Annotated in this window: 10 protein-coding genes; 3 read left to right on the forward strand and 7 right to left on the reverse strand. The window is 72.5% G+C overall.

The window, feature by feature from the left end:
* Positions 1-9: 9 nt before the first annotated feature.
* The 4 genes from ACFYTT_RS23085 to ACFYTT_RS23100 all read right to left on the reverse strand — a co-directional run bounded on the left by ACFYTT_RS23085 (position 10) and on the right by ACFYTT_RS23100 (position 4,531).
* Positions 10-2,694, reverse strand: coding sequence for a CHAT domain-containing protein (locus ACFYTT_RS23085; RefSeq protein WP_387262061.1), 2,685 nt, complete (start codon positions 2,692-2,694; stop codon positions 10-12).
* Complete coding sequence (locus ACFYTT_RS23090) at positions 2,691-2,927, reverse strand: tetratricopeptide repeat protein (RefSeq protein WP_176093883.1); 237 nt, start codon at positions 2,925-2,927, stop codon at positions 2,691-2,693. Before ACFYTT_RS23090 ends, ACFYTT_RS23085 begins: the two co-directional genes overlap by 4 nt.
* 309 nt (positions 2,928-3,236) lie before the next feature.
* The gene (locus ACFYTT_RS23095; protein ID WP_176093882.1) at positions 3,237-3,614 is read right to left on the reverse strand and encodes an MmcQ/YjbR family DNA-binding protein; all 378 of its coding nucleotides are present in this window, start codon (positions 3,612-3,614) and stop codon (positions 3,237-3,239) included.
* A 239-nt stretch (positions 3,615-3,853) separates the two neighbouring features.
* Positions 3,854-4,531 carry a hypothetical protein gene (locus tag ACFYTT_RS23100; RefSeq protein ID WP_236145627.1) on the reverse strand — a complete coding sequence of 226 codons (678 nt, stop codon included), beginning with the start codon at positions 4,529-4,531 and terminating at the stop codon, positions 3,854-3,856.
* Positions 4,532-5,307: 776 nt separating this feature from the next.
* Between ACFYTT_RS23100 and ACFYTT_RS23105 the strand changes: the two genes are divergently transcribed.
* Both ACFYTT_RS23105 and ACFYTT_RS23110 read left to right on the forward strand, forming a co-directional pair.
* A complete protein-coding gene (locus ACFYTT_RS23105) occupies positions 5,308-5,538 on the forward strand; it encodes a hypothetical protein (RefSeq protein WP_176093881.1) in 231 nt (76 codons plus the stop codon).
* Between the two features lie 198 nt (positions 5,539-5,736).
* Complete coding sequence (locus tag ACFYTT_RS23110; RefSeq protein WP_387262065.1) at positions 5,737-7,161, forward strand: cellulase family glycosylhydrolase; 1,425 nt, start codon at positions 5,737-5,739, stop codon at positions 7,159-7,161.
* Positions 7,162-7,200: 39 nt separating this feature from the next.
* On the opposite strand, the gene ACFYTT_RS23115 is transcribed toward ACFYTT_RS23110, so the two are convergent.
* Positions 7,201-7,911 (reverse strand): siderophore-interacting protein, encoded by a 711-nt coding sequence (locus tag ACFYTT_RS23115; RefSeq protein ID WP_387262068.1) that lies wholly within the window; start codon positions 7,909-7,911, stop codon positions 7,201-7,203.
* A gap of 124 nt (positions 7,912-8,035) precedes the next feature.
* Here ACFYTT_RS23115 and ACFYTT_RS23120 point away from each other — a divergent pair, with 124 nt between their 5' ends.
* Positions 8,036-8,599 (forward strand): GNAT family N-acetyltransferase, encoded by a 564-nt coding sequence (locus ACFYTT_RS23120; RefSeq protein ID WP_176093879.1) that lies wholly within the window; start codon positions 8,036-8,038, stop codon positions 8,597-8,599.
* 116 nt (positions 8,600-8,715) lie between these two features.
* Here ACFYTT_RS23120 and ACFYTT_RS23125 read toward each other — a convergent pair whose 3' ends face one another.
* Positions 8,716-9,819: a sporulation protein gene (locus ACFYTT_RS23125; RefSeq protein WP_387262071.1), complete on the reverse strand. Its 1,104-nt coding sequence runs from the start codon at positions 9,817-9,819 to the stop codon at positions 8,716-8,718.
* Between the two features lie 208 nt (positions 9,820-10,027).
* Positions 10,028-11,458 (reverse strand): glucose-6-phosphate dehydrogenase, encoded by a 1,431-nt coding sequence (locus ACFYTT_RS23130; RefSeq protein ID WP_387262073.1) that lies wholly within the window; start codon positions 11,456-11,458, stop codon positions 10,028-10,030.
* Positions 11,459-11,637: the final 179 nt, after the last annotated feature.

Here is an 11,637-nt window from a genome sequence, read left to right on the forward strand (position 1 = left end):
ACCATCGTGTCACGGACCGACGTGCAGGAAGGGCGCCCAGAGCGCGGGCCGGTCCGGTTGCGCGGCGCGCAGCGTACGCACCGCCTGGTGCAGGGCCGACGCGGCGTCGTCGGCCCCGCTCAACCGGGCGTAGAAGTCGGCCGCGACGCCGGGCGCGACGGCGTCGTCGATCGCCCACGCGGTGCCGACCACGTGCCGGAACCCGGCGATGTGGCAGGCACCGGCCACGTGCAGCGCCTCGTCGTCCAGGTCCTCGTGGGAGACCCCGGTGTCGCACGCCGACAGGTAGGCGATCTCGGCACGCGTCAGCCGCAGCCGCGCGATGTCGGCGACGGTCAGCGGGGCGGCGGCGTGGTCGTGCAGGACGAGATGCCCGTCCGCGCTCCCGTCGGCGGCACTGACCGCGTGACCGGCGAAGTGCAGCCACGGGTGCCGGGGCAACGCGTCGAGCACGGACCGCCGGACCGCGCGCGCACCCAGGAGCACCGCGCTGCCCGGATACCGGGCGGTCAGCATCCGCACCTCGGTCGGCACGTTCGGCAGGTCGCCCAGTCCCGGCGTCTGCGGCAGGGCCACCACCAGCGGCACGGCCGTCCGGGCCGCCGGACGGGATCGCCAGGCGGTGACCAGGCTGCGCACCGTCGGGGCATACGAGGAGACGACCCGGTCCAGCACGCCCGGTCCGTCCGCCGGCCCGGCGGCGTGCAGCGGGAGGCTGGTCAGCGGCCCGGTCGGCACCCACCACAGCCGCGAGCCGGACGGCGGCGCGAGCACGTCGAGCACCGGCGCGGCGACGGTGGCCCAGAGCCAGTCCAGGGTCTCGGCGACCGTGGACCGGGCCTCCTCGCGCAGTGGAGCGGGCAGGCTCGGCCGGTTGGTGCGGGTGACGGCCGCGCGCAGCCGCCGGGCCCGGTCGACCACCTGGTCGAGACTCAGCCGCAGCGGTACCACCCGCACCCCGCCCCCGGCGAGCACCAGGGCGTCGCACCGCAGCCCACTGATGTTGAGCACCACCACGGGACCTCGCCGGGCGATCTCGGCGAGCAGGTCGTCGACGGGGGGCGGGCGCAGGAACCCGGCGAGATCGTCGACGCCCCGGATCTCCTCCAGCAGCGCGTCCCAGTCCCGGGCCAGCGCGTGCCGGTCCTCGCCGGGCACCGTCAGGTCGTCCGGCAGGGAACTGAAACCGATCCCTTCCGGCCGGTCGAACGCGTTCCGCACCGCCTCGAAGCGGTCCGCCAGGTCGGCACGCCGTCGACGCAGCTCGGTCAGCTCGGTCCGGGCGTCCAGGGCGTGCCCGAGCAGCACCCCCCGGCCGTGTTCGAGCAGCCGCAGCGCGTCGAGCGGGTCACCGGCCGAGATGGCGCAGGCGGCGGCGTCCCGGGCCAGACCGACGAAGGCACCCAGGTGCCGTTCCCGGTCGGCGTGCGTGACACGCCTCGGCGCGGTCCGGGGCAACAGCTCGACCGCCAGGTGGTACGCCTGCCGGGCGCCGGCGAGGTCCCGTCCCCGGCTGCTGGCGAGGAGGGCGTTGGCCCACCGTCGGGCGGCCTCGACACGTACGCGGACCGGTGCGGTCGGGTCCCGCGCCACCCGCCGGAGGATGGTGATGGCCTCCTGGTACGCCTTCGGCTCGCCGCTCACCGCCCACACCGTCAACGCGGCGGCCTCGCCGAGCAGGGCATCGGCCCGCAGGTAGTGCCCCTCGGGCACGGCCGCCGCCGCGTCCCGGGCGGCACGGGCGAGCCGGCGGGCCTCCCGGAGACGGGGTACCTCGGCGGCGAGTCGGGTCACCTCCGCCCGTCGGATGCCGGCGAGCACGAGCATCCGCTCCGCCCGGTTGGGGTGCCCCTCGGGCGTGGCTCGCACCGCGTGCTCGGCGAGCCGTCCCGCCTCGGCCAGGTCGGCCGGGTGCCGCCCGGCGGCGTACCGGTCGACCAGGACGAGCGCGAGGTTCGACTCGAACCGCGCCCGCAGCGGGTGTCGGTCGCCGGCCGCCGCCACCGCCTCACGTCCCCGCTCGACCGCCTCGTCCAGCAGGACCCGCTCCCGGCCGTTCGTCGAGCGGTACCGCAGCCGCAGTATCTCGGCGAGGTTGGAGAGCATCCCGGCGAGGTCGTCACCGGGCCCGGCCGCCGTGACCGCCTCGCGGGACACCTCGACCGCCTCGGCGAGGGCGGACGAGTCGTCGTACCGCAGCGACAGGGTGAGCAGCCCGTCGGCGAGGTTGGTCAGCCGGCCCGCGCGGCGCGGATGGGTGGGACCGGTCGCCGCCAGCGCCGCGCGGACCTGGGTCACCGACTCGACCAGGTCCGCCTCGACGCCGGTACGCCGCCAGCGCAACCGCAGCACACCACCGAGGTTGGCGTGGAAGGACGGCGTGGCGGGGGTGCGCTCGTTCGGATACATCGCCAGCGCGTCCCGGAACAACCCGACCGCCGCGTCCAGGTCGGCCAGGTCACCGAAGCGCTCGTAGCGGGACCAGCGGGCCGTCCCGAGACCGTTGGCGGCGGTGCTGCGGATGTCGACGTTCCGGGCGACCCTCAGCACCTCGGTGAAGACGGCGAGGGCGAACTCCAGGTCCCGCAGTGACCCGGTGCGCTCGTAACTGTCGTGGTGGGCCTCGGCCTGACCGCAGGCGCCGACGAGGAGGTGGTACTGCGGTGTCCCCCAGGCGTCGGGGATGCCGGTCACCGGTCGGGCGGATTGTCGGGCTCCGACGACAACCGTCGCGCGAACGCCTCACCCAGCGGGTCGCCGATCCGGCGGAACCACTCGGCGGCCTCCTGGTTGCGTCCCTGACCCATCAGATAGAGGGCGAGGTTGGCCATCCCGTCGGTGCTGCCGGCCTCGGCGGCCCTGCGGAACCACTGCGCTGCCTCGTCCGCCCGGCCGCCGAGCTTGAGGGTGATCCCGAGACGGTTCATGTCCTCCGGTGACCCGCCCTGGGCGGCCTGCCGAGCCGCCGTCTCGGTGGGCAGTGGGGTGACGCTGATCCCCGGCCCCAGCCCAGGGCCCGGCCCGGCCGACGGTCGCGCCTCACCTGACGGTCGTTGCGTACCCGTCGGTCGTCGCGCACCCGACGGTGGTGCCTTCCGCTTGCGCCACCGACCGAACATCGCGCACCCCCGGGACATCGACTGTCGTCCAGTCTGTCACCGGGCCTTCACGCCGTGCAGTCCCCGAGGAGGAAACCCGACACTGCCCGCCGCCCCTCGCCGGGCGGACGGCGGCGGTCAACGGAGGGCGGCCTCGTCGAGGTCGACGGCGAGCGACTCCGGCGCACGCATCCGCCAGGCATCGGTCACCAGCTCGGCGAGTCGGTCGACCCCCACCGCCGCCAGGCGCAGCATGACCAGGGGCAGCCCGTCGTAGCCGGGGGTGGTGAAGAAGAGGTCGGGCTCGCCGAGCAGCAGGGCCTGCTTCTCGGCCTCGTCCCCGACGAAGAGCACGGCCACGTCGGTGCGGATCACGCGCGGCTTGCCGGGCCGGCGCTCGGGGTAGGACCAGACGAACCCCTTGTCGGCCACCCGGAAGTCGAAGCCGTCGCTGTCGTTCTCGACCACGTGGGGCAGCGCGAGCGCCAACCGACGGACGTCGTCCGCGTCAGCCATCAGGACCCCTTCCGTCCGCACGGTCGCGACACGACGACAGGCTAGCCGCCGGGTCGGACATCACGGCGACTCGGCCGGGACGCCGTGGTCGGCCGGCGGTCCGTCGCGGGCCCGTTCCTCGGTCGCCCTTACTGTCGGCCGGTGCGGCACCACGCTTCCCGTGCCGGTCGTGCCTGCCGGTACGACGACGGCGGGGGCAGGACCTCTCGGTCCCGCCCCCGCCGGTCAGGCGCCTGTGCTCAGGAGGTGAACTTGTCCAGGGCCAGCTCGATGGCGCCGTTGTCCGGCTGGGCGTACGACTTCAGGGTCTCCCGGTTGTAGGAGATGAAGCTCGGGCAGCGCCCGGCCGGGGCGTTGATCCGACCGCCGTCGCCGACCTTCTCGCCGGTCTGGGCGTTGTGGAAGGTCAGGGTGTAGCGCGAGGAGATGTAGTCGACCGTGATCTGCTTGTCGTCGCGGTCCTTGTACTGGCACTTGCGCGGCTCGCCCTCGCTGCCCTGCACGAAGGTGAGGCAGCCGACGACCGAGACGGTCGCCCAGTCGGAGGTCCGGGCGTAGTACGGCTTGTTGAAGCCGACCGACTTGCTCAGCCAGGAACCGGGGCGGTCCGGGTTGTTGGCGAAGGTGTAGACCTTGGCGCCCTTGGGGGAACTGTACGGCGCGGCGTTCAGCACCGGGTTGCCGTCGCACACCGCGTTGAAGTCGCTGGAGTTGCGGGCCGTGACGGCGTTGTTGTTGCCGTTGCCGCCGTCGTTGTCCGGCTCGGCGGGCGTCGGCGAGGGCTCCGAGCCTTCGCCGCCGCCGTTGTCGCCGTCGGGCGAGGGGCTGGTGCTGGCGGCGATCTGCGTGGGCTCGTCGTCGTCACCGAGCATGAAGTAGCCGATGGTGCTGCCGCAGGCGACCAGCACGGCCATCACGGCGGCACCGATGCCGAGGCCGAGCCAGACGTTCCGGTTACCGGACTTCTGCTGGCCCTGGACGGCGTAGGGCGGAGGAGGGGGCGTGGGTGCGCCGTACGGCGATGACGGGTACCCCGGGGCGCCAGGCCCGCTCGTGGGATATCCCGGCGCGCCGGGCCCGCTCGTGGGGTACCCGGGGGCACCGGGCCCGCTCGTGGGGTAGCCCGGGGCGCCGCTCGTGGGGTAGCCGGGGGCGCCCGGCCCGCTCGTGGGAGCACCCGGCGGCATCGGGTAGCCCGCCGGACTGCCGGGCGGCATCGGCGGCGGACCGGGCGGGTTACCCCACGGGGCGGCGTTCGGGTCCGGCTGCCCTCCGTACGGAGAGTGGCTGTCGCTCATCTGAAACCCTTGTCAAGTCGAGAGGCTCACTACCGATGATCAGAATCAGGGTAGTGAGCAGCGCAAATCGTGGTGGCACACCTGTGCCACCGTCCCGTGCCGTGGACACGTCACCCACCGGAAACAATCACTCTGGGTATCCACTGTGCTGCCGTCCGCGAATCTCGCGCTTCCCACCGCACGGAAACGGGCAATCATAGGGACCCAGCGTGATCTTTGCCATACGGCAAGCGAGGCAACGATCCGGCAACGATCCGGGACATCGACGAACCCTTCCAGGCTCCTGATCGTGCGTTCAGGAATGGCGTTTCCTGGTCCGGGGTGGACGCACACGGCGGTGTGGGCCGCGCCGGTGGCGGGTACCAGAGCGACACACCGGCGACGAGGAGGACGACATGACCGAGCCCCGCTACACGCCGATCGCGTTCGCCGCGGCCGGCGATCTCGTACGCACCGACGGCGACCCCGATACCGGCGAGGTGGTGGGCGCGGACGACGCGGCGGCCGACGCCGCCCGGGCCGGCGCCGACATCGACCTGACCGGAGCGCAGCGCGACACCGACCCGACGCCGGTCGGCGCCGCCGACGCCGAGGCCGACCGGCGACGTGCCGCCGGTGAACTCTGACGCTCGGCGCCACGACACCGTCCACGGTGACGCCCCGGGAGAGCCTCCCGGGGCGTCACCGTGTCACCTCGCTTCGACGGCGCTAAATATTGCGCGGGTGTTTCCGACCATCGTAGGCTGCCGTGGGAGCGCTCCCGCGCCTTCGTCCTTTCTCGCCGGAGGGCCGTACCCCACCATGACCAGATTGCGACGGTTCCCATGAAGCATCCTCCGCGCCGCGCCCGGCGCCTCCTGGTCGCGGCCGGTGCCGTCGGCGCGCTGACCCTCGGCACGCTGGCCGTCCTGCCCACGACCGCCGCGATGGCCGCACCCGGCTGTTCGGTGACCTACACGACGAACAGCTGGTCCGGCGGGTTCACCGCCAGCGTGACCATCACCAACGTCGGCGACCCGATCAACGGGTGGACGCTCGGTTTCCATTTCCCGGACGGCGGCCAGCGCCTGGCGCAGGGTTGGTCGGCGACCTGGAGTCAGAGCGGCAGCGAGGTCACCGCACGGAGCCTGAGCTGGAACGGGTCGCTGGCCACCCGCGCCAGCACCACCATCGGCTTCAACGGCACCTTCACCGGCGCCAATCCGGCACCGACCTCGTACACCCTCAACGGCACGGTCTGCACCGGCTCGACCACGCCGACCACTCCCCCGCCGACCACGCCGCCACCGACCACCCCACCGCCCGGCGGGCAGACCCCGGTGGCCGTCAACGGGCAGCTGCGGGTCTGCGGGGTCAACCTCTGCAACCAGTACGGCCGGCCGATCCAGTTGCGCGGCATGAGCAGCCACGGCCTCCAGTGGTTCGGCAACTGCTACAACGACGCCTCGCTGGACGCGCTCGCCACCGACTGGCGGGCCGACCTGTTCCGGATCGCCATGTACGTGCAGGAGGACGGGTACGAGACCGACCCGGCGGGCTTCACCAACCGGGTCAACGCCCTGGTCGAGGAGGCCACCGAGCGGGGCATGTACGCGATGATCGACTTCCACACGCTCACGCCCGGCGACCCGATGCACAACCTGGAGCGGGCCAAGACCTTCTTCGCGGCGGTGTCCGCACGGCACGCGTCGAAGAACAACGTGATCTACGAGATCACCAACGAGCCCAACGGGGTGAGCTGGTCCACCATCAAGAACTACGCCGACCAGGTCATCCCGGTCATCCGTGCCAACGACCCGGACGCGGTGGTCATCGTCGGCACCCGGGGCTGGTCCTCGCTGGGCGTCTCCGAGGGCTCCAACCACACCGAGATCGTCAACAACCCGGTGAACGCGAGCAACGTCATGTACGCGTTCCACTTCTACGCCGCGTCGCACCGGGACAACTACCGGGCCGAGGTCGAGCGGGCCGCCGCGCGGCTGCCGTTGTTCGTCACCGAGTTCGGCCTGGTGGACTACACCGGTGACGGCGCCGCCGACCTGGCCAGCAGCACCCAGTGGCTGGACCTGCTCGACCGGCTGAAGATCGGGTACGCCAACTGGACGTTCTCCGACAAGGCCGAGGGCAGTGCGGCGTTGCGGCCGGGCACCTGCAACGGCAGCAACTACACGGGTACGTCCATGCTGACCACCTCGGGCGCGTTCATGCGCGAGCGCATCCGGACCCCGGACAACTTCCCGACGAGCTGACCGACGGCGGCCCCGGCGCAGACCCGCCGGGGCCGCCGCTCACCGGGCGGTCCAGTAGCCCACCCCGGTCAACTGCTGGCGGCCCACGCCGAGACCGCGTCGGATGTGCTTGACGATGCTGCGGGCGGTGGCCGCCTCGCAGGCAACCCAGTAGTAGCCGCCGTCGCTGGCCTTCATCCCGTCGCGGACGGTGTCGACCAGGTGCCGCCCGTCGTCGCGGCGCGGCACCCACACCACCTCGTGGTGTGCACGGGCGCGGGCGGCCAGTTCCTTCTCGTCCTCGTGGGCGTACTCGATCCAGACCGTCGCCGGGATGTCCCGCGCGCTGTCCAGCAGGCTGTTCACCGCCGGCAGCGAGGCCGCGTCCCCGACCAGATAGAGGTGCCGGGGCGCCGGGTCGGGCAGGGCGAACCCGGTGCCGTGCACGGTGGCCTCGATGGTGTCGCCGGGGCGGGCCGCGCCGGCCCAGCGGGCGGCGACGCCGTCGTGCAGCGCGAACTCCAGGTGGAAGCGGCCGGTTTCCGGGTCCGGGTCGACGAGCGTGTACGCCCGCTGGTGCGCCCGTCCGTCGTTGTCGAACCAGAGCCGGATCCACATCGTCGGGTGGACCTCACACTCCTGGAGCAACCCGCCACCGTCGACCAGCAGACGTTGGTACCGCTCGTTCACCGGCGCGGAGTCCAGGACGGTCAGTCGGAAGTTCCGTCCTCCCATCGCCTTGAGGACCAGCGACTCCCAGTTCCGCTTCACCCGTGCCTCCTGCTACCGTCCCGGAAAGTTAGGTTAGGTTAACCTAACTTTCCGATCGTGGCGAGGACCCGGCGCTCCGACCGCGTGAGGGTCCGCCCGCTCTGCCCATCCGAAGCGAGGCAGCATGTACCAGGAGAAGATCGCCGACCTCGGCACCCTCAGCCTGACCACCGTCGACCCGATGGTCGACGCCGAACTCCTGCACGGCTGGGTCACCCAGCCCCGCGCGGTGTTCTGGGGCATGGGTTCGCACACCCTCGACGAGGTGCGCGAGATCTACGAGTTCGTCGACGCTCTGACCACCCATCACGCGTACCTGATCCGGATCGACGACGTGCCGATCGGCCTGTTCCAGACGTACCAGCCGGCGGCCGACCCGGTCGGCGAGCGCTATCCCGTACGCCCCGGCGACATCGGCATGCACCTGCTGCTCGCCCCGCCGCCCGGCCTGCCCCGCGCGCTGGCCGGTCCGGTCGGCGCCGCCCTGGCCCGGTTCCTGTTCCTGGACCCGACCCGGGACCGCATCGTCGTCGAGCCCGACGTCCGCAACGACGCGGCCCGCCGCCGACTGCTCGCCGAGGGGTTCACCCTGGCCGAGGAGATCGACATGCCGGACAAGCGCGCCCGGCTCGCCTTCCTCACCCGGGCCCGGTTCGAGGCGGACCGACCGGCGCTGACCAGCCACTAGACCTAGACCCGGCACACGACACCGCCCGGCCACCAGTGGGGAGCCTGGCGACCGGGCGGCCGTCGCGGGTGGAGACCCGCTTCGTGGTGACGTCGACGGGGCGACGAGTCAGCGAGTCACTCCTCGCCGCCGTCGTCGCCCTCGTCGTCACCGAAGGAATCGAAGACCTCGTCGGCGACCATGCCGCCGGCAAATCCGAGCGCCGCACCGCCGACCACACCGGCGGCGACCGCGCCCATGCCCGGCCCGCGCCGCTCGTGGTGCTCCTCCTGGTGGTGCCCGTACATGGGCTGCTGCGGCGGGTAGCCGACCGGCTGGCCGTAGCCGGGCTGGCCGTAGGCGGGCTGGCCGTAGGCGGGCTGGCCGTAACCCGGCTGCCCGTAGCCCGGCTGGCCGTAACCCTGCGGGCCGGGCTGGGCGAAGGCCGCGCCGGGGTGCAGGGTGCGGTACTGGTCGAGCGCCTGACGGAACCAGCCGTCGACCTCGGCGGCCCAGTCCCGCTGGTCGGCGTCGGCGTGCGCCACGCGGTAGCGGCCGTAGGAGTCGTGCCCACCGGTGAACAGGCCACCGCGCCGGTCGAACTCCAGCACGATGTCGACGCCCTGCTCGTCGGCGAGGAAGGTCAGCTCGACCTCGTTGATCTCGTGGGCGTACTGCGGCGCGGCGAAGTACTCGATCTCCTGATAGAAGGGCAGCGTCTGGCGCGCCCCGGCGATCTGCCCGTGCTCCAGGTCGGCGCCCTTGAACTGGAAGCCCAGCCGCCCGAACGCCTCGAGGATCCGCTCCTGCACCGGCAGCGGGTGCACGTACACCGGGTCGAGGTCGCCCTTGTCGACCGCGCCACGGATGGCGACCTCGGTGCGCAGGCCCATGGTCATGCCGGGCAGCCGCTGGCCGTAGACGTCGGTCACCGGGGTCTGCAACGGCATCGGGATCTGGAACGGCAGAGCCAGGTGCTGCCCCTCCGCGAGGCGCAGCCCGCCCGCGACCGGCACCCGGTGGAACTCGACGGTCGCGTCGTGGTCGCCGTCCGCGCCGTCGACCTCGACGCGGGTGACCAGGCTCAACACGACCTGGTCGATGTCCACGTCCTGGTTGCCGCCGGTCAGGTTCACCTGGCCGGTCAGCATCGAGCCGGGGCGGGTGCCCGGATCGGACAGGACCGTGTCGACGCTGGGCGCGCCGATCCCGAAGGCACCCAGCATCTTCTTGAACACCACGAGCTTCTCCCTCGACCACAGGCGCGACCGTGGCACGGACGTGAAACTTCTACGCCTCAGCCGTTGTGTCGCAACGGAATCGGCGCCGTCCATCATGGATCCCGTCGAGACGGGAAGCTAGCACCGGTGCCTGAAGAGTAGCTGAGAGATATCACACTGTCACCATCAGTGAGAATCCCTCACGCGGTGCAGCCGCCGGTCGCCCTGGTCAGCCGCGTACCGGGCCGAGCAACGAATCCTCCGGACCGGCCGAACCGGCCGCGTACTCCTGCAACGGCACGCTCCCCGCCTTCCAGGCCGCCAGCACCGGCTCGACGATGCGCCAGCACTCCTCGGCCACGTCGCCCCGCACCGACAGCGTCGGGTCGCCCTCGAACGCGCCGCGCAGCACCTCGCCGTACGCGGGCAGCTCGCCGGGGCCGAAGTCCGCCGTCAGGTGCACCTGGTCCAGGTCGAACGGGTTGCCGGGGCCGTTGATGTTCAGGTTCAGCCCGAGACAGTCCGGCCCGAACCCGATCCGCAGGCGGTCCGGCTCCTCGTACCCGGTCAGGCCGTCGGGCACCCGGGCCGGCTGCTTGAAGGTGATGACGGCCTCCTTGCGTACCGCCGACGTGGCCTTGCCGGAGCGCAGCCGGAACGGGACGCCCGCCCAGCGCCAGGTGTCCACCTCCAGCACCACCTCGGCGAGGGTCTCGGTGTTCCGGCCCGGGTCCACGCCCTCCTCCGCCGCGTAGGCGGGCAGGTGGCGGCCGTCGATGTCGCCCGCCGTGTACCGGGCCCGGCGGCTCGCCGCCACCGGGTCGTCCTGCCACAGGCGGACGGCCCGCAACACCTGCGCCTTGCGCCCGCGCAGCTCCTTCGCGCTCAACGTGGGCGGCGGTTCCATGCCGAGCAGGGCGAGCACCTGGAGCAGGTGGCTCTGCACCATGTCGACCAACGCGCCCGCACGGTCGTAGTAGCCGGCCCGGCCCTCCAGGCCCAGGGTCTCGTCGAAGACGATGTCCACGCAGGCCACGTGGGTGTTGTTCAACACCGGCTCGAAGATGCGGTTGGCGAAGCGCAGGCCGAGCAGGTTCAGCACGGTGGACTTGCCGAGGAAGTGGTCGATGCGGTGCACCTGGTCCTCGGGCACCAACGTGGCCAGCAGCTCGTTGAGCGAACGCGCCGAGATCCGGTCGACGCCGAAGGGCTTCTCCAGCATCAGCCGGGTGCCCGGCGGTACGCCGATGCGGGCCAACGCGGCGGCCGACCGGGCGGTCACGAACGGCGGCAGCGCGAAGAAGATCACCACCGGGCCGGCACAGCCGCTGAGCAGCCCCCGCAGGTCCTCCTCACGGGTCACGTCGGCGGTGACGTACCGGGTCTCGCGGAGTACGTCGGCCTCGACCGGCCCCTGCGCGTCGACACTGGCGAACGAGTCCGCCACCCGGCGACGCCAGCGCTCGTCGTCCCAGTCCTCCATGCCGCTGCCGATCAGCCGCAGATTCGGCACCGCGCCGCTGGCCAGCAACCGGCCCAGCCCGGGCAGCAGCAACCGGCCGGTCAGGTCCCCGCTGGCGCCCAGCACCAGCAGCGTCTGCCGGGGGGCGGCGGAGGTCGCGGAGGCGGCTGCGGGATTCTTCGGTGCCGGCGTCGTCATGCCTCCACCTTGCCCTGTCCGTTCCCGCGTCGGGCAGCGACCCCGCCGACGTCCGCCGCCCGTGCGCACAGCGCATCGACACCCGCGCGGATCGTGACCGGTGACCCCGCGTCCGGCCCGGTGCGGCGATCTTCGTGTGGCAGGCTGGTCCCATCCCGCCGGCCGGACGACGCCGGCGG

It is taken from the genome of Micromonospora sp. NPDC003816 (assembly GCF_042874705.1).
Lineage (GTDB): Bacteria > Actinomycetota > Actinomycetes > Mycobacteriales > Micromonosporaceae > Micromonospora.